Annotated in this window: 13 protein-coding genes and 1 tRNA gene; 3 read left to right on the top strand and 11 right to left on the bottom strand. The window is 69.7% G+C overall.

From position 1 onward, the window contains the following. The 4 genes from BKH32_RS07980 to argS all read right to left on the bottom strand — a co-directional run. On the bottom strand, positions 1 to 738 hold a 738-nt coding region (locus BKH32_RS07980; protein WP_143222769.1), incomplete at its 3' end, for a hypothetical protein. 169 nt (positions 739 to 907) lie between these two features. Beyond that, positions 908 to 2,188, bottom strand: a complete 1,281-nt coding sequence (locus BKH32_RS07975) for an ATP-binding protein (protein ID WP_075249441.1) — start codon at positions 2,186 to 2,188, stop codon at positions 908 to 910. A 21-nt stretch (positions 2,189 to 2,209) separates the two neighbouring features. Continuing rightward, positions 2,210 to 3,670, bottom strand: a complete 1,461-nt coding sequence (lysA, locus tag BKH32_RS07970; RefSeq protein ID WP_075249440.1) for a diaminopimelate decarboxylase — start codon at positions 3,668 to 3,670, stop codon at positions 2,210 to 2,212. A gap of 6 nt (positions 3,671 to 3,676) precedes the next feature. Further along, positions 3,677 to 5,362, bottom strand: a complete 1,686-nt coding sequence (gene argS, locus BKH32_RS07965; RefSeq protein WP_075249439.1) for an arginine--tRNA ligase — start codon at positions 5,360 to 5,362, stop codon at positions 3,677 to 3,679. Between the two features lie 131 nt (positions 5,363 to 5,493). On the opposite strand from argS, the gene BKH32_RS07960 reads away from it, so the two are divergent. Beyond that, positions 5,494 to 5,569, top strand: a tRNA-Arg gene (locus BKH32_RS07960). Between the two features lie 95 nt (positions 5,570 to 5,664). On the opposite strand, the gene BKH32_RS07955 is transcribed toward BKH32_RS07960, so the two are convergent. From BKH32_RS07955 to BKH32_RS07930, 6 genes are all read right to left on the bottom strand, one after another. Next, positions 5,665 to 6,015, bottom strand: a complete 351-nt coding sequence (locus BKH32_RS07955; protein WP_075249438.1) for a ribbon-helix-helix domain-containing protein — start codon at positions 6,013 to 6,015, stop codon at positions 5,665 to 5,667. Between the two features lie 19 nt (positions 6,016 to 6,034). Beyond that, positions 6,035 to 6,304 (bottom strand): hypothetical protein, encoded by a 270-nt coding sequence (locus BKH32_RS07950; RefSeq protein WP_075249437.1) that lies wholly within the window; start codon positions 6,302 to 6,304, stop codon positions 6,035 to 6,037. Positions 6,305 to 6,385: 81 nt separating this feature from the next. Next, positions 6,386 to 7,141 carry a glycerophosphodiester phosphodiesterase gene (locus tag BKH32_RS07945; RefSeq protein ID WP_075249436.1) on the bottom strand — a complete coding sequence of 252 codons (756 nt, stop codon included), beginning with the start codon at positions 7,139 to 7,141 and terminating at the stop codon, positions 6,386 to 6,388. 12 nt (positions 7,142 to 7,153) lie between these two features. Beyond that, a complete protein-coding gene (locus BKH32_RS07940; RefSeq protein ID WP_256691367.1) occupies positions 7,154 to 9,274 on the bottom strand; it encodes a M23 family metallopeptidase in 2,121 nt (706 codons plus the stop codon). A 346-nt stretch (positions 9,275 to 9,620) separates the two neighbouring features. Beyond that, a complete protein-coding gene (locus tag BKH32_RS07935; protein WP_075249434.1) occupies positions 9,621 to 10,700 on the bottom strand; it encodes a hemolysin family protein in 1,080 nt (359 codons plus the stop codon). Next, on the bottom strand, positions 10,697 to 12,040 hold the full coding sequence (locus BKH32_RS07930; protein ID WP_075249433.1) for a hemolysin family protein: 1,344 nt from the start codon (positions 12,038 to 12,040) through the stop codon (positions 10,697 to 10,699). Before BKH32_RS07930 ends, BKH32_RS07935 begins: the two co-directional genes overlap by 4 nt. A 364-nt stretch (positions 12,041 to 12,404) precedes the next feature. On the opposite strand from BKH32_RS07930, the gene BKH32_RS07925 reads away from it, so the two are divergent. Both BKH32_RS07925 and BKH32_RS07920 read left to right on the top strand, forming a co-directional pair. Continuing rightward, a complete protein-coding gene (locus BKH32_RS07925) occupies positions 12,405 to 16,244 on the top strand; it encodes a multifunctional oxoglutarate decarboxylase/oxoglutarate dehydrogenase thiamine pyrophosphate-binding subunit/dihydrolipoyllysine-residue succinyltransferase subunit (RefSeq protein WP_075249432.1) in 3,840 nt (1,279 codons plus the stop codon). A 132-nt stretch (positions 16,245 to 16,376) separates the two neighbouring features. Then, positions 16,377 to 16,970 carry a GDSL-type esterase/lipase family protein gene (locus BKH32_RS07920; RefSeq protein WP_003785741.1) on the top strand — a complete coding sequence of 198 codons (594 nt, stop codon included), beginning with the start codon at positions 16,377 to 16,379 and terminating at the stop codon, positions 16,968 to 16,970. A gap of 18 nt (positions 16,971 to 16,988) precedes the next feature. Here the strand turns inward: BKH32_RS07920 and BKH32_RS07915 are convergent, their stop codons facing one another. Beyond that, positions 16,989 to 17,723, bottom strand: a complete 735-nt coding sequence (locus BKH32_RS07915; RefSeq protein ID WP_075249431.1) for a YczE/YyaS/YitT family protein — start codon at positions 17,721 to 17,723, stop codon at positions 16,989 to 16,991. Positions 17,724 to 17,921: the final 198 nt, after the last annotated feature.

Here is a 17,921-nt window from a genome sequence, read left to right as displayed (position 1 = left end):
CTCCAACCCCCGAGCCAACCACTCCAGTTCCCGAGCTGCTGGCTCGGCGACGTCAACAACTCCGAAGGTCATGGCGATGGACAGAACCGCATCCGCCACCTGGGAACGGAGAGGGGCCGGAAAATCAGCAAGGGTCTCCAGGACGGCCTTGAGATTCACCTCTACGGTGACAGTGTCGTCCAGCAGTCCGCCGATCTCCGCACGGGTCAGTCCCCTGAAAGCCACCGCCAGTGGGGACGGATCCTCGGGCAGAGCATCCAGAATCTCCCTGGCCTTCCAGGGCTCGGTAGGCAGCAGGCGCCGGGCCCGGTCCGTCTCCCGGATAGTGACGACGAGCTCGGGGGTCCGCTGATCCGGCGGAACCGTGATACTCCAGGTCGAGCGGTACCGAGATCCATCACCTACTCCTATGGAGCCAGAGCTGTCGTCCTCTTCGCGGCGCTGCGGCCGATCCGCCAACTCCCCGGAACTGGAACCGATGACGCAGGTCAAGGACCGGATGGACCACAGGTCCGCGGCCTCACGGGCAGCGTCACCCAGTAAGGCGATCGGTCCGCAGACGATGACGCATCCGCCCCCGGGACGGGCCAGACGAATCCGCATCTCGTTGAGTGCGTGCAAAACGCTACGACGTACCTCGTCATCCCACAGATCCAGGAAGAGAGCACCGGGAACGGGGAGGTGGCGGCGCAGCCAAGAGGCCAGATACCACTCCGGTTCGTTCCAGGGCTCATGCACCCGTCGGCACCACAGTGCGGCGCGTTCCTTGAGGTCCTGGGTCTGGGCACGAGTCTGGGCCGCAGCTATCACGACGCTGGGCTCATTCCTCGTCCATTCCAGGTGGCGGCGCAGATCCGACCAAGCTTGGTCAATGCTCACCGTCGAGGGGGCAGTAGGGACGCGCATGCTAGTCCTCGTCGAGGAGGGGCTCCAAAAGGGGATTCACACCCCACCAGTCAACAGTTCCGTTGCGGTAGCACAGCACATACCCAAGCGCCTGGAGAGTCCAGGCCTCCGAGGTCAGCTCTCGCGGCACGATAAGCTGTTGGGTCTCCTTCACCTGGCGAAGGATCTCCCACTGCTCCTGAGTCAACCCGACGACAGCCTGCGAGCGCTGTTGGCGCTCCACCTGGTCGACATCCTCGGGTCTCACGGGAAGCGGGCCGTTCTTGAGTAGGAGGCCCGCAACCAGGCGGAACAGGTCACGGAACAGGCCACCCGAGGCCCGGATGACCCGGTCCGTCTCCGCGCCCAGGAGTCGTTCCACATCGCCATTCGGGGCGCGTTGAGCCAGCACCTGACGCAGCAGGTCGATGCCCTCCTGACAGTCCTCGCCGCTGCGCTCCCGCACCTTGACGTTGAGGACAGGCCAGACCTCCCCGCCCCATCCCGTAGGTTTGACGTACACCGGCACCGTGTAGACCACGTGCATCCCAGGCAGCGCCAGTTCTGAGGCGTAGTGGGAGAACAATGCCTCCACGGAGTCGCGGACCTCGTCGAAGGTGGAGGAACGCCCCCGATAGTGATCAATGGAGTCGACGATGAAGACCGGTGTCCTGTTCCCGGGCAGGCTGTTCGCCAGATCGTTGAAGAAGGCGTGCATCTCCTCCTTGAAGGTCTTGCGGTTGGACTCCAGGGCCGCCTTGACCTGCGCCCGGAAGCTCTCGTCATCACGAAACCTCGCCCTTAGGTCAAGAGAGGCCGGCCCCCCGCTGACGGAGGCGCTGAGTTCAGCATCGATGTCGAGTCGCTGGAAGAACGTCTGAACCCGGCGGTACAGACTCTGCTTGAGCCCGTCGATCTCCTCGCAGTTGTCAACGAAGCCGGCGGCGAGGCCGACGAGAAAAGTCGCCGCCTCCAGTGGGAGCTCGGTGTTGAAGTAGTCCTCGATGTCGAAGTAGACGGGGAGGTAGACCTCACGGTCCAGCTCCCGTTTGAGGCGCAGGAGCTCAGTGGTCTTTCCCGCGCCGCGGTAGCCGGAGAGCAACTGAACCGACCCTCCGGCGGTGAAGTCGATCGCCGTGGCGATCTCCGCAACCAGATCCGGCCCAGCCGGGCCGTCGGGCCGGGCGTAGATCGGGACGTAGTAGCGCTCGAACTCCTCCTCCTCGCTGAGCATCTGAGCGCCTTGATGGACGTTCAGCGCGCTGTAGAAAGTCTTGCGGTAGTCCCGGTCACTGTCACCCATGCCCGGAGTCTATACAGGGACTCAGCCCTCCAGGCGGAGGAGGTCCTCGATGGTCTCGGGGCGCAGAACCCAGCCCGACTCGCCCTCGCGCACCCAGCGCACGCCGGGGCGGGTGAAGAGGTTGTAGTTGGAGGCCATGGAGCGCCCGTAGGCACCGGTGGCGGGCACGGCCAGCACGTCGCCGACGGCCAGGTCCGCGGGCAGGTCCACGTCACGCACGACGACGTCGCCGGACTCGCAGTGCTTGCCCACCACCCGGCTGCGCACCAGCCCGGCCTGCGGGTCGGGGCGGCGGTTGGCGACGAGGGCCGTGTAGGCGGCCTCGTAGAGGGCGGGGCGGATGTTGTCGCTCATGCCGCCGTCGACGCTCACGTAGAGGCGCGAGGCCCCATCCCCCAGCGCCACGTGCTTGAGGCCGGTGACGGTGTAGAGGGTGACCGTCGTCGGTCCGGCGACAGCGCGGCCGGGCTCGATGGAGACGGTGGGGACCTCGTCTCCGAGGCGCGCGCAGGTCTCGCGCACGGCCTCGGCCAGGGTGCGGGCGACCTGCGCCGGGCTGGGCGGCACCGGGTCGGCCCCGGTGTAGGCGATGCCGTAACCGCCGCCCAGGTCGACCTCCGGGCACAGGTGCCCGGTGTCGACGGCGACCTCGTGGCGCAGGGTGAGGACAATGCCGACGGCCTTCCGGAAGCCGGCCAGGTCCAGGATCTGGGAGCCGATGTGGGAGTGCAGCCCGTGCAGCTCGAGCTCGGGGGCGGCGATGATCGCGTCGATGGCCTGCCGGGCAGCGCCCCCGTGGACGGAGAGGCCGAACTTCTGGTCCTCGTGGCCGGTGGAGATGTACTCGTGGCCACCGGCGTGCACGCCGGTGGTCAGGCGCACCATGACCTTGCCGGTCTCCTCGGGCCCGTAGACGCCGCTGGCGCGCAGCTCGCGCACGGCGCGGACGGCGAGGTCAACCTCCTCGAGGGAGTCGAGGACGAGGTGGCCCACGTGGTGGGTGAGGGCGACGGCGATCTCGGCCTGTGTCTTGCCGTTGCCGTGCAGGCCCAGACGGGTGGCGTCCGTGGTGGCCTCCGACCCGTCCACCTCCTGCAGGGCGGCCAGTCCCACGGCGAGCTCGCCGCGGCTGGCGGTGTCGATGCCCATGCCCTCCTCAAGGACCCACTGGGCGACCTTGGTGGTCAGGAAGGCCTTGCCGGCGTAGAAGGCCTCTCCCCCGGCCATGCCGTAGCTGGGCCAGAACTCCTCATGCATGGCGGCGGCCCAGGAGGCGGCGCGACCGCGCAGGTCGGCCTCGTCCAGGACGAAGACGGGGCTGGGGGCCTCAGTGAGGATCTCGGAGACGGTCAGCCCGCCCAGGGCGAGCTCGCCGGCGGCCGTGCGCCGCGCCGTGGTGGGCCACAGGTCGGGACGGTCCTCGGGCTCAGGACAGGCCAGCGCCCCCGGGGACGGCTCACCGGCGGGCACCTGGTCGGCCATCGGCTCTCACATCCTCTCGGGTGCGCTCACGCCCAGCAGGTCGAGCCCGTTGGCCAGGACCTGCCCGACGGCGTCGTTGAGCCACAGGCGGGCCACGTGCCCGGCGCCCACGGCGTCGTCCCCACGGGGGGTGACGCGGGTGGCGCCGTACCAGGCGTGGTAGGCGGCGGCGAGCTGCTCGAGGTAGCGGGCCACGCGGTGCTGCTCGCGCAGCTGCGCGGCCTGGGCGACGACTGCCGGGAACTGGGCGAGTACGCCGAGCAGGGCGGCGTCGGCCGGATCGTCCAGGGCGGCGGGCTCGAAGGGCGCCTCGTTCGAGTCACGGCTCACGCCGTGCTCGGCAGCGTTGCGGGCCACGTTGCGGGTCCGGGCGTGGGCGTACTGGACGTAGTACACCGGGTTCTCGCTCGAGGTGGAGGCCAACAGGTTCAGGTCGATATCGATGGCGGAGTCCATGGATGAGCGGGCCAGGGCGTAGCGGGCGGCGTCCACGCCGACGGCGTCAACGAGGTCGCCGAGTGTCACGATGGTGCCGGCGCGCTTGGACATGCGCACGGGCTGACCATCCTTGACAAGGTTGACGAACTGGCCGATGACGATCTGCATATTGACACCGGGTTCGTCGCCGAAGGCCGCGCACATGGCCATCATCCGGCCGATGTAGCCGTGATGGTCGGCCCCGAACAGGAAGATGGCGCAGTCGGTGCCACGCTCGCGCTTGTCCAGGTAGTAGGCGAGGTCGGCGGCGAAGTAGGAGGAGTTTCCGTCGGACTTGATGAGGACCCGGTCCTTGTCGTCCCCGAAGTCGGTGGTGCGCAGCCAGGTGGCGCCGTCACGCTCCTCGATGACGCCGCGCTCGCGCAGGCGGGCGATGGCGCGCTCGACGGCGCCGGAGGTGTGCAGGGACTCCTCATGGAAGAAGACGTCGAAGTCGGAGCGGAAGTCGTGCAGCTCGGCCTTGACGGCGGCGAACATGAGGTCGACGCCGCGGGCGCGGAAGACCTCGGTGGCCTCGGCGTCGGACAGGGTGGCCGGGTCGGGGCGGCCGGCGGCGAGCTCGTCGGCGGTCACCTGCTGGGCGATCTCACCGATGTAGGCGCCGCCGTAGCCGTCCTCGGGGGTCTGCTCGCCGCGAGCGGAGGCCAGCAGGGACTCGGCGAAGCGGTCGATCTGGGTGCCGTGGTCGTTGAAGTAGTACTCCCGGGTGATCTGGGCGCCGCAGGCGGACAGGATTCGGGCCAGGGAGTCGCCGACGGCGGCCCAACGGGCGCCACCCAGGTGGACCGGCCCGGTGGGGTTGGCCGAGACGTACTCGAGGTTGATGTGCTGGCCGCTCAGGGAGTCGTTGCGGCCGTAGGCCTCTGCGGCCTCGACGATGGAGCGGGCGAGCGCACCGGCGCTGGCGGCATCGAGGCGGATGTTGAGGAAGCCGGGGCCGGCGACCTCCACGGAGGAAACGCCGTCGAGGGCCTCAAGACGAGGGACGAGGAGCTCGGCGAGATCGCGCGGCTTGGTGCCGGCCTTCTTGGCCAGCTGCATGGCAACGTTGGTGGACCAGTCACCGTGGTCACGGTTGCGGGGACGCTCGACGCGGGGGTCGGGGATCTCGGCGGCGGGCAGGGCGAGGGAGCCCTCGGCGGAGGCCTCCTCCAGGACGGTGCGGATGGCTGCGGCAAGCTCTTCTGGGGTCACGCGCGTCAGCGTACCGTCAACAAGGGGCCGAATCACGAGGGAGACCGGCAACCGCCGGACATCGTGGGACATGTCGCAGTTTCGATCCGGTTTCGCTCCGGGGCCGGGACGCTGGTACAGTCACGCCTCGGGCCCCGGTAGCTCAGTGGATAGAGCGTCTGCCTCCGGAGCAGAAGGTCGCAGGTTCGAATCCTGTCCGGGGCACCACCTCCGAGCCCCCGTCGCCACCCGCGACGGGGGCCTGCTCATGTATTCGAGGTATGACCACGGGGCAACAGTGTGTCCACGGCTCAGACCGGTCATCATGCGGCTGGCGTGTTCTGATGGGAAAGATAAGCCTCAACGGCATCACGGATGACGGCACTGGCGGTAGTGCCGTGCTTCTCGATGTAGGCGTCAAGAGCCGCGTTGGTGTGCTCCGGAAGACGGACCTGGCGGCGTGGGGAGCGTCCACGGCCGGTGGCGTGGGCCTGTCCGAGACCTGGGCGGCCGCGGAGGATGGCGTCGAGGTCGGTGTCGCTGATGCGTGAGCCGTCGCGGCGGGCTCCGCGTCCGACGGTGGGGATGCGGCCTGCGGTGACGTCCTCATCGAGCTGGTTGTAGTAGACCTGCTCAGCATCAGTGAAAGGGGCGCGTGTGGAATCAGGAGACATAGCGGCTCTATCTGGTCGGTCAGTGGTCGGCGGGCGGAACAAGGTGACGGTAGAGATCAGTGACCTCCATGGCATGGAAGATGGTGCGTCGGCCGCGACCGTCAACGGCGACGCCGACTTCGAGGTAGCGCAGTGCCTGCGGGTGGGGCAGGCCGACGAACATGAATGACTGCTCGCCTGGACGGCGGGGTTGGAGGATTTCGTAGTCGACGTGGTGCATGACGGCGTACTCCGCATCGGAGCGGGGAACGCCATGCTTGTCCGCAGAATCGCTGAACTCGAACCTCACCACATTATGGTAGTACCGAGGAAGGAGGCGAGCAAGATTTCTCACACCGCTGCTCAGCGGTGCGACTCCCCTCGCCCAACGTCACCCCAGGGTCTTCAGGGCGAGGCTGGGGACGTCGGTCATGATGGCGTCCACGTTGAGGTCCGCCAGGTGGCGCATCCGCTCAGGATCGTCCACCGTCCAGACGTGGACCTCCAGGCCCGCGGTGTGCGCGGAGGCGACGAAGCGGCGGGTGACCACCGGGACGCCGCGGTAGCTCTCCGGCACCTGGACGGCGTCGACCCTGCCGCGCGTCCAGCCCCAGCGGGTCTGGGGCAGGGGGACGGCCGCCTCGCTGCGCAGCATGAGGCCGAGCACATCACTGACGCCCAGGGAGGTCATGGCCCGCGGCTCCTGGCGGCGCAGCACGGCCAGCCGACGAGCGGAGAAGGAGGCGAACCGGACTCGGTCGAGGGCCTGGGCGTCACGCACCGTCTGCAGGGTGGCCTGGACGACGCTGGAGTCCTTGAGGTCGATGTTGAACTTCATCGCCGGGTGGGCGTACAGGGCGTCGTCGAGTCGGACGAAGCCGCGCCCGTCACCGGGGTCGAGGTCGGCCAGCTCGGCCCACATGACCTCCCCCACGGTGCGGGGGTCGTTCGCGGTTCGGCGCAGGTCCTCGTCATGACTGAACACGACGATGCCGTCGGCGGTCAGCCGCAGGTCGGTCTCCATCCACTCCAGCCCGAGCGCGGCCACGTGCTCGACAGCGCTCCAGGTGTTCTCAGGAACCTCGCGTCCGCCGCCGCGGTGGGCGATGACGGCAGGACGGCGGGTTCGTGACGCGGCAGGCGGCACAGTGGGTCTCCCTCAGCTGCAGTTGGTGGTGAGCTCGACGGCGTTGTGCTGCTTGAGCCAGCCCCACGGCTCCACGGTGGACTCGTCGGCGGTGTCGTCCTTGGTACGCACCTCGAAGTGCAGGTGAGATCCGGAGGACCGGCCCGTGTTGCCCACGCCGGCGATCATCTGCCCGGCCGTGACGGTGTCACCGACCTTGACGTGGATGCCGTCCTCGTACATGTGCAGGTAGCTGGTGTACCAGACCTGGCCGTCGATCTCGTGCTTGATGGTGATGGTTCCGGTGCCGTCGACCATGCCGGCGGTGGTGACGGTGCCTGCGGCGGCCGCATAGATGGGTGTCCCCACGGGGGCGGCCATGTCCTGACCGGCGTGCAGCTTGCGGTAGCCGAGGGTGGGGTGGGTGCGGTAACCGTACTCCGAGGAGATCTCGTAGGTGCCCGGAAGCATCGGGTAGAACAGCTGCGGCTTGGAGCTGAAGGCGCTGGTGTCGCCGGAGGCGCCGGTTGCCGAGGAGCAGGTCTTGGCGGCGTTCTGGAAGGCCTCGCGGATCCTGGCCCGGGTGGCGGCGTCGGGCACGTTGGACAGCTGGGTGTCGGAGTCCTCGTCCAGGTCGTCACTGCCGAGCACGGCGCTGGCCACGGAGGAGGCCTTCGTTCCGCCGGCGGCCGGGCTCTGCGTGGCGGGGCCGCTGGGGTGCATCTTGATGGCGGCCGAGGCCAGCGGGGTGTTGTCGAGGTGGCTGGACAAGGGGGCGAGGACCGTGGCCACGGCCAGGACCGACAGGACGGCGGTGCGCCCCAGAATCCCGGAACCGGTGCGACGGCGGACGGGACGGGCGGGGGCGGGCCCGGTTGAGGAGTCGCGGTGGGTGTCCGGCCTCGATGCTGCCGTGCTCCTGGCCGACGACGTCGGGGCGGAGGTCTCATCGGTTGCCCTGCCCCGCTTGGTCTCGGCGGCCGTCCGCGCCGGCTTGGTCTTCCTGGCGCTCCGGGCGGCCTTGATGGCGTGGATGGTCTCCTCGTCCGCGAGCGGCACCCCGGCCTTGCGGGCGGCCATGATCTTGCGGACCTCGGGGACCTCGATGGTCTCAGCGCCGCGGAAGTCCGTGATCCGCTGGGAGAATCGGATCTCGTGAGGAGTCTCGGGAGCGAGGGGCGCCTGCGTCGCGGGCGTTGACGGTTCGGCCTGCGGCGTCTGGGCGACGACGGGCTTGGTCGAGGCGCTGGCGGGAGCTGCTGCGGAGAGGGGTTGCCGGCGGCGCCCCCCGGAACGGGAGGCGGTCTCAGCGGTTGCTCCGGCCTCCGGCTCGGCAGGGGTGGTGGCCTGCGCGGCTGCGTGACGGTGACGCTGCGTGTCGCTGGGCGAAGCAGGAGCCGTGCCGCTGCCGGCCCACCACGACGTGGCGTCGGTGGAGCGAGCGGCTGCCGGCTCGAGCCCTGAGGTGGACTCGGCCAGCGAGGCCGCGACCAGGGGCGACAGCGCCGAGGGCGTTGACGGTGCCGCTGCGGGCGCGGCCTGGTGGCCACGATGCGAGCGGCGCTGGTCGTGGCGGTTCTTGGAGTGGCCCTCGGGCTGGTGAGCCTGGGGCTGCGGCACGTTCGCGACGGCGGGGTTCTCCCGCGTCTGCTGAGTGTCCTCGAAGACCTGGGCGGTGCGCAGGTCCTTGCGGGAGCGCCGGGTGGGGCGAGTGTCGCCGGCGACCTGCGTTGAGGAGGAGAAGACGGACGGGGTCGCAGATGCGGCGCTGTGCGCCTGAGGCGCCGAGGCCTGCGGCTGCTCGGGCTGATGCGAGGTGGGCTCGGGCTGCTCAATGGCGCTCTGACGCCGGCGGGCCATCCGGCTCATCGGTGCGACGGGCTGCGGGTGGTTCTGTTTCTGCGGGGCGAGCGGGATGTCGGGGAGAGCCGATGAGCTCGGAGCGGTGACGGGGTTGGAGACGGCGCCGTTCTCGGCGCGGTGAGTGTGAAGGTCGCGACGTGAGCGGCGAGTGGCCCCGGCGACGTGAGTGGTGTGCGTCGTCGACGGTGACGACGGGACGGTTCCGACCTGCGCCTCAGCGACCTGGCGAGCGGCTTCGGCAGCACGTTCCGCCTCGCGACGCTGGCGTCGACTCATGGGCTGCGGGGTCACGCGAGAAGCCTCCAGGTGGCTGAGTGTCATAGGGAAGTCGTCGCTGCCGACAAACCGGCAGTGGCGACGTGGCGGCTGCCAGGGCGACAGCATGGGTTGTTGTGCTCGGTTAAAACAGTAGCCGTCTCCTGTGGGTCTTGCCAGGAGAACCAGCACACCTTTGTGTGACCTGCACTTCTCGCACAAACCCCAGAGGTTCCATCCGACCAGCCGGCCGCGAACCGGATTCACGTACCATACGAACGAATCAGCACCTGTGCACCACTGTCTGCTCAGCCGTGGACGATGGTCGCCCGAGCCGGCTCGAGTTGTGGGGAGCCGCCGATCTCACCGTTTAAATCACGATTTAGTCACGGCGCTGGTACTCCTCGCGCTGCATGGCGTCGTTGATCTCTCCGACGAGCTCTTCGAGGATGTCCTCCAGGAAGAGGACCCCGACGAAGCGCCCTTGCGCGTTGCACACGTGTCCGAGGTGGGCTCCCGAGCGCTGCATGGCCGCCAGCGCCTCCTCGACCTCGTCGTCGTAGCCGACGGGCACGAGTGCGCGAGCGCGCCAGGCGGGTACCGGCTCGGTGCGCTCGGCGCCGTCGGCGTAGAGGATGTCCTTGAGGTGCAGGTAGCCGGTGATGGCCGGCTCCTCCCCCTGGCCAACAGCGTCCTGGTCGGCGACGAGCGGGAAGCGGGAGAAGCCGGTGGAGGCCACGGCCCGCTCCACGTCCTCCGGAGTGCAGTCCTGGGGCAGGGTGACGAGCTCGTGCAAGGGCACCATGACGCTGCCGGCGGTCTCCTCGGAGAACTCCAGGGCGCCGCTGAGCAGGCCGGTGGAGTCCTCCAGGACGCCCTCGGCGGTGGAGCGCTCGACGATGGAGGCGACCTCCTCGGCGTTGAAGGCGGCGGCGATCTCCTCCTTGGCCTCGATACCCAGGACCTTGAGGGCCCCGTTGGCGAAGCCGTTGAGAGCGTTGACCACGGGGCTGAAGACGCGCGAGCACCACACCAGGGGCGGGGCGAGCCAGCGCACGGCCTTCTCCGGGGAGGCGATGGAGATGTTCTTGGGCACCATCTCCCCGGCGACGACGTGCAGGCCCACGACGATGACCAGGGCGATGATGACGGCGACGGCGTGGGAGCCGGCGTGCCCGACGCCGACGGTCGCCGGCAGGGGCTCCAGGGCGTGGGCGATGGCCGGCTCGGCGACGACGCCCAGCCCGGTGGAGCACAGGGTGACGCCGAGCTGGGCGGTGGCCAGCATGCGTGAGACGTTCTGCAGGGCCCACAAAGCGGTGGCGGCGCGGGCGTCGCCGGCCTCGGCCAGTGGTTCGAGCTGGCTGCGGCGCGAGGAGGTGACGGCGAACTCGGCGCCGACGAAGAAGGCGTTTCCGGCCAGGAGGATGACGGTGGTCAGGAGGGCGAGCGGAGTACTCATCGACGCTCCCCCTCTGGTCCCCGGCCTCCGGGCGCGGCCTCGGGGTCCTTGGGGCGCACGTGGAGGCGGGTGACGCGGCGTCCGTCCATGGCGTCGACGGTCAGGGAGGCGTGAGTCAGCTCGACGACGTCGCCGACGGCGGGGATGCGGCCGAGCTCGGTCATGACCAGGCCGCCGAGGGTCTCGTAGGGGCCGTCATCGGGGACCTGGATGGCGGCGCGGGTGGCGAGCTCGTCGGGGCGCATCCACCCGGGGACGACCCAGTGGCCCGAGGAGTCGAGGTGGGCGCCGGCGCGGCGGCGGTCGTGCTCGTCGGCGACGTCCCCGACGACCTCCTCGATGGCGTCCTCGAGGGTGACGACTCCGGCCGTGCCGCCGTACTCGTCGACGACGATCGCCATCTGGGAGCCCTGGGCGCGCAGCTCGACGAGCAGGTTGGCCAGCGGCATGGTCTCGGGGACTCGGGGCGCGGGGGTCATGAGGGAGGTGGAGGCGACGGGGACGTCGGTGCGCCGCTCGTAGGGGACGCCGATGGCGCGGCGCAGGTGGACGATGCCCATGACGTCGTCGACGTCGCGGCCGATGACGGGGAATCGGGAGTGGCCGGTGGCGCGGGCCAGGTGCACGACGTCCTCGGCGGAGTCGTCGGCCTCGAGTGTGTGGAGGCGGCCGCGGTCGGTCATGACGTCGACGGCGGTGAGCGCCCCCAGGCCGATGGAGCGGGTGAGCAGGGTGGCGGTGGAGGCGTCGAGGGTGCCCTCCTCGGCGCTGTGGCGCACGAGGGAGGCGAGCTCTCCGGCGCTGCGGGTGCCGCTGAGTTCCTCGGCGGGTTCGATGCCCATGGCGTGCAGGACGGCGTTGGCGGCGCCGTTGAGCAGGACGATGAGGGGCTTGAGGAGGGTGGTGAAGCCCATGAGGAAGGGGGCGACGAGGCCGGCGGCGCGCATGGGGTCGGCCAGGGTGGCGTTCTTGGGGATGAGCTCGCCGATGACCATGGAGAAGGCGTTGACGACGATGAGCGCGATGATGACCGCGGCGCCGGTGGCCACGGAGGCGGCCATCCAGTGGCTCATGAGGCCGGTGAGCAGGTTCGCCAGGGCCGCCTGCATCGTGTAGCCCAGGAGCACGGTGGTCAGGGTGATGCCGACCTGGGCACCGGACAGGAGGGTGGACAGCCGGCCCAGGGCCCGCCGGACGGTGGTGGCGCGCTTGTCGCCGGTGGCGGCACGGGTCTCGACGGTGGAGGGGTCGAGGGCGACCAGGGAGAACTCACCGGCCACGAACAGGGCGGTGCCCACGGTGAGGACCACGCCGACGGCGATCATGAGCCAGTCGGTCATGCGGGCCCCTCCCCCACGTGGGGTGCGGCGTGGGTGCTGGAAGCGGACGAGTCGGGGTGGGGGTGGTCTAAGGCGGGCGAGGAGGCGCGGTGCGTGCGGGTGCGGCGCCTTGAGGCCCGGCGGAAAGCCGATCGCATAGTGACCGAACGGTACCACCGCGACCCTCTCTCCGGTGCTGTGACAACTCGGGTGCAGTGCGACGTGTCGAACCCGGACACGCATGTGTCTTTGGTCCCGTATTTGTTCGCATGAGACGCCCTTCACCTTCTAGGATGTCCGATGAACGCCGCCGTTCCTCCCCCGGGGTCCCGCTGAGGCTCCCAGTGCCGGAACGGGAGACTGACGAGCTCCGAGGAGACCCGACGTGCCCACGCAGGACCAGATCAGCCCAGGCTTCGGCGCCAACGAGTGGATGGTGGAGGAGATGCGGGCCGCCTGGTCGGCGGATCCCTCGTCTGTGAGCCCCCAGTGGCGGGAGCTCTTCGAGACTGACCCGAGCGCCGGCCTGCGGCGGCCGAGCCCCGCCCCCTCGAACGGCTTCGCCAACGGTTCTGCGTCGTCGGGCCCCGGTGGGCCGCGCCGGGCCACCATCACGCCCCAGGCAGCCTCCACCCTGCGCCGCTCCTCCGCCGTCCAGGACGTCACGCGCTCCGACCTCCCACCGGCGCCGCCGTCGGACACCGAGCCCCCGACCTCCCCCTACGCCCAGCGCCTGGCCGCCCACCCCGCCCACGACCAGGACGGTGACGCCTGCGAGGACTGCACCACCAGGCTCAAGGGTGCGGCGGCCCGCACCGCCAAGAACATGGACGACTCCCTGTCCATGCCCACGGCCACCTCCGCCCGGGCCGTGCCCGCCAAGGTCCTCATCGAGAACCGCGCCGTCATCAACGCCCACCTGGCCCGCACCCGCGGCGGCAGGGTCTCCTTCACCCACCTCATCGGCTGGGCGGTGGTCGAGTCCCTGGCCGAGATGCCCTCGATGAACGTCTCCTACGGGGTCGACGAGGCCGGCAAGCCGGTCCTGCACGAGCCCGCCCACGTGGCCTTCGGCCTGGCCATCGACGTGCCCGGCTCCGACGGGCAGCGCCGCCTGCTGGTGCCCTCCATCAAGCAGGCCGACCTCATGGACCTGTCCCGCTTCGTGGAGTCCTACGAGGCCCTCGTGGCCAAGGCCCGCGACAACAAGCTGGACCTCGACGACTTCCGCGGCACCACCGTGACCCTGACCAACCCCGGCATGATCGGCACCCTGCACTCGGTGCCGCGCCTCATGCCCGGACAGGGACTCATCGTGGGGGTCGGCGCCATGGACTACCCGGCCGCCTTCGCCGGCGCCAGCCCCGACACCCTGGCCCGCCAGGGCATCGGCAAGGTCGTCACCCTGACCTCCACCTACGACCACCGCGTCATCCAGGGCGCCGCCTCCGGCGAGTTCCTGCGCCTGGTGGAGCGCAAGCTCCTGGGACTGGACGGCTTCTGGAACCGGGCCTTCGAGTCCCTGCGCATCCCCCTCGAGCCGGTCGCATGGGTGCGTGACACCACCTACGACCCCGAGCTGGAGACCGGCAAGCCGGCGCGCGTGGCCGAGCTCATCCACGCCTACCGCCAGCGCGGCCACCTGGCCGCCGACAACGACCCGCTCACCTACCGCCTGCGCCGTCACCCCGACCTGGACATCACCTCCTACGGGCTGAGCCTGTGGGACCTGGACCGCTCCTTCCCCACCCGGGGACTGGGCGGGCATGATCGGGCCACCCTGCGCGAAATCCTCAGGATGCTGCGCGACGCCTACTGCCGCACCGTGGGCGTGGAGTACATGCACATCCAGGACCCGGCCCAGCGAGCCTGGTGGCAGGAGCGCCTCGAGCGCGACTGGGAGGACATCGGCGACGAGGAGCGCCGTCGGATCCTCACCAAGCTGGAGCAGGCCGAGGCCTTCGAGACCTTCCTGCAGACCAAGTACGTGGGCCAGAAGCGCTTCAGCCTCGAGGGCGGGGAGTCCCTCATCGTGACCCTGGACCGCCTGCTCGACGCCGCCGCCCACGACGGCCTCGACGAGGTCGTCATCGGCATGGCCCACCGCGGCCGCCTCAACGTGCTCACCAACATCGCAGGCAAGTCCTACGCCCAGGTCTTCGACGAGTTCGAGGGCAACGGCGTCATCGAGGGCGCCGGCACCGGGGACGTCAAGTACCACCTGGGCACCGTGGGCGTCTTCTCCGGGACCGACGGCGTGTCCACCCGCGTCTCCCTGGCCGCCAACCCCTCCCACCTGGAGACGGTCGACGGCGTCGTCGAGGGCATCGTGCGCGCCAAGCAGGACCGCATCGGTCTGGGCGAGAAGGGCTACACGGTCATGCCGGTCCTCGTTCACGGCGACGCCGCCTTCGCCGGCCAGGGCGTGGTCTACGAGACCCTCAACATGAGCCAGCTGCCCGCCTACCGCACCGGCGGCACCGTCCACATCGTCGTCAACAACCAGATCGGCTTCACCACCGGCTCGGCCTCGGCCCGCTCCACCATCTACGCCACCGACCTGGCCAAGGGCCTGCAGGTGCCGATCTTCCACGTCAACGCCGACGACCCCGAGACGGTGGCCCGTACCGCCCGCCACGCCTACGAGTACCGGCGCACCTTCCACAAGGACGTCATCATCGACCTCATCTGCTACCGGCGCCGCGGGCACAACGAGGGAGACGACCCCTCGATGACCCAGCCGCTCATGTACCGGCTCATCGACTCGCTGGACTCCACCCGCGGGGTCTACACCTCCGCCCTCGTGGGTCGCGGCGACATCACCCCGCAGGAGGCCCAGGAGATCGCCAAGAGCTACCAGGACGAGCTGGAGCGGGTCTTCGCCGAGGCCCGCGTTCAGGTCACCGGGGGCACGGGCTCCGGCGGCGCCGGGGAGGCGGCCGACACCTTCACGCAGGACCTGTCGGACCCCACGAAGGTGGGCGTGCCCCTGTCCTCCCTGGAGATCCCCCACTCCCAGCGGGCGGGCACCGGCATGATGCTCGGCTGGACCTCGGCCGTGCCGCGCGACGTCGTCGAGCGCATCGGGGACGCCCAGGTCGCCTGGCCCGAGTCCTTCACCGTCCACCCCAAGCTCCAGGCCATGCTCTCCAAGCGCCGCGAGGCCACGCGCGAGGGCGGCATCGACTGGGGGCTCGGGGAGCTCATCGCCCTGGGGAGCCTGCTCATGGAGGGCGTGCCGATCCGCCTGGCCGGCGAGGACGCCCGCCGCGCCACCTTCGCCCAGCGTCACGCCGTCCTGCACGACCACGCCTCCGGGCAGGAGTGGACGCCCCTGGGCTTCCTGACCCCGGACCAGGCGCCTCTGGAGATCTACGACTCCCTGCTCAGCGAGTACGCCGCCCTGGCCTTCGAGTACGGCTACTCGGTGGAGCGCCCCGAGGGGCTGACCATGTGGGAGGCCCAGTTCGGCGACTTCGCCAACGGTGCCCAGTCCGTCATCGACGAGTACGTCACCTCCGCCGCCCAGAAGTGGGGGCAGCGCTCCGGCCTGGTCATGCTGCTCCCCCACGGCCAGGAGGGGCAGGGACCCGACCACTCCTCGGCCCGCATCGAGCGCTACCTGCAGATGTGCGCCCAGGACAACATGCTGGTGGCCCAGCCCTCCACGCCCGCCAGCTACTTCCACCTGCTGCGCGAGCACACCTACACCCGCCCGCGCCGCCCGCTCATCGTCTTCACCCCCAAGCAGCTGCTGCGCCTGAAGGCCGCCTGCTCCCCGGTGGAGGACTTCACCTCCGGCACCTTCCAGCCGGTCATCGGGGAGACCGACGAGGCCGTCCTGGCCGCGGCGCGCGAGCAGGGCGTGGACCGGGTGCTGCTGTGCTCGGGGCGCGTCTACTACGACCTGCTGGCCCACCGGTCCAAGACCGGGGACACGAGCACGGCCATCGTCCGCCTCGAGCAGCTCTACCCGCTTCAGACCTCGGACATCGCCGAGGCGCTGGCCCCCTTCAGCGGGGCCGAGCTCGTGTGGGTGCAGGACGAGCCCGCCAACCAGGGCATGTGGCCCTACCTGGCGCTCCACCTGCCGACCGACCTGACCGGTGGCGTCCTGCCCACGCTGGTCTCCCGGCCCGAGGCCGCCGCCCCGGCGGTGGGCACCGCCGGCGTCCACCGCGCCCAGCAGGAGGAGATCCTCCGCCAGGCCTTCGCCCGCCGCTGAGAACGGGCTGATCGTTTCCGGCTCATTGCAGGCCAAAGCCTCCGAAATGCCGTCAGCTTCCACCGTTACAACCCAAGGTCACGATAATGTCAAGACAGCATGAGGGATCATGAGGCATGAGGAGGCGCTGTCATGCGTGAGACGAGGCTGAGCTTCATCGGTGACGAGCTGGTGGCCGGTCATGGTGACGGGCGCGCCCTGGGATGGACGGGCCGGGTCATGGCCCGCACCCCCCGGGACGCCGACATCCTGTGGACCTCCCTGGCGGTTCCCGGTGAGACGACGGCGCAGATGTCCGACCGCTGGGGGCCCGAGGTGGCCCGCCGCTCCACGCACACCGGCATCAACCGGCTCGTCGTGGGGCTGGGCGTGGCCGACGTGCTCGCCGGCATCTCCTACGCCCGCTCACGCCTGGCCCTGGCCAACATCCTCGACACTGCCGCCTCCGACCACCGCGAGTGCTTCGTCGTCGGCCCCCCTCCCCTGCCCGAGGCCGACCCCGACGCCACCGCCCAGCTGTCCCAGGCCGCCGAGGAGGTGTGCCTGCGGCGCAACGTGCCCTACGTGGACGCCTTCGAGCCGCTGCGCAACCACGAGCAGTGGACGGCCGACGTCGCCGCCGCCGGCGGCACGCACCCGGGCCAGGCCGGATACGGCCTGCTGGCCTGGCTGGTGCTGCACCGCGGCTGGTACGAGTGGCTCGGCGTCGAGCGCCCCGAGTCCTGAGGCCTCGATACCCACCGGTCAGGCAGGCGCCGGGGAGCCTTCGTCAGACGACGACTCGGAGGCGGCGAAGATGTCGCCGCTGATCCCCACCAGGCGGTTGGAGACGTGGTTGTTGAAGAAACCGACGATGGGGCCGATGAAGAAGCCCATGATGACCGTACCCAGGGCGACGATGCCCAGCGAGAGGTCGAACCTGATCAGGAGCAGGGCCAGGAAGATTGTGACGATGTCCTGAACCAGCCGGTAGGCGCGGTAGCTGTAGCGCGGGAAGTGCCGCCTGAGCGAGGGCGCGATCCCGTCATAGGGGCACTGGCCCAGGTCGCAGGTGATGTACATGGAGACCCCCAGGCAGAACAGCGGCAGCCCGATCGCCAGGTGGAGCAGCATGCTGCCGAAGGAGTACTCGACATGGAAGAAGCTGCGGTAGATCGGGCGGAAGTAGTCCACGAGGACACCCACGACGGTGAAGTTGATGACTGTCCCCAGGCCGAAGATGGACCGGTCGAAGGGGAAGACGAGGATCAGCATGATGATGTTGACGATCGGGACGATCGCCGCGAAGGAGATCCCAGAGACGTGGGAGATGCCCTGGAGGAAGGCGGTGAACGGGTCAACACCGCTCTTGCCCTCCAGGCAGATCGCGATCCCGACCGCCGTGATCACCTCCCCCAGGAAGCACACGAGGATGCGCCGCAGGAGCGAGTTGTCAGAGAGTGTCCACTGGTCTGATGCTATCAGGTTTCTCAGGTTCATGTCACACCGCCGTCGTTGAGGAGGAGCCGGCAAGGTCATACCCACGAGACACCACCGGGTTTCTCGGTGAGAGGCTGGACAGTGCCCCCTCACCACGAATCAGGCCGTGTTCCGCGGCTCACACCTCACCGTCTCATCACCGTCAAGGCCGAAGGACCCAGGCTGTGAGTGCGAATCGGTGCCTGACCAGGGCAGTTC

Source organism: Actinomyces oris (assembly GCF_001929375.1).
Lineage (GTDB): Bacteria > Actinomycetota > Actinomycetes > Actinomycetales > Actinomycetaceae > Actinomyces > Actinomyces oris_B.
The sequence above is the reverse complement of the archived record's forward strand: the minus strand, read 5'-3'. Positions and strand labels throughout refer to the sequence as shown.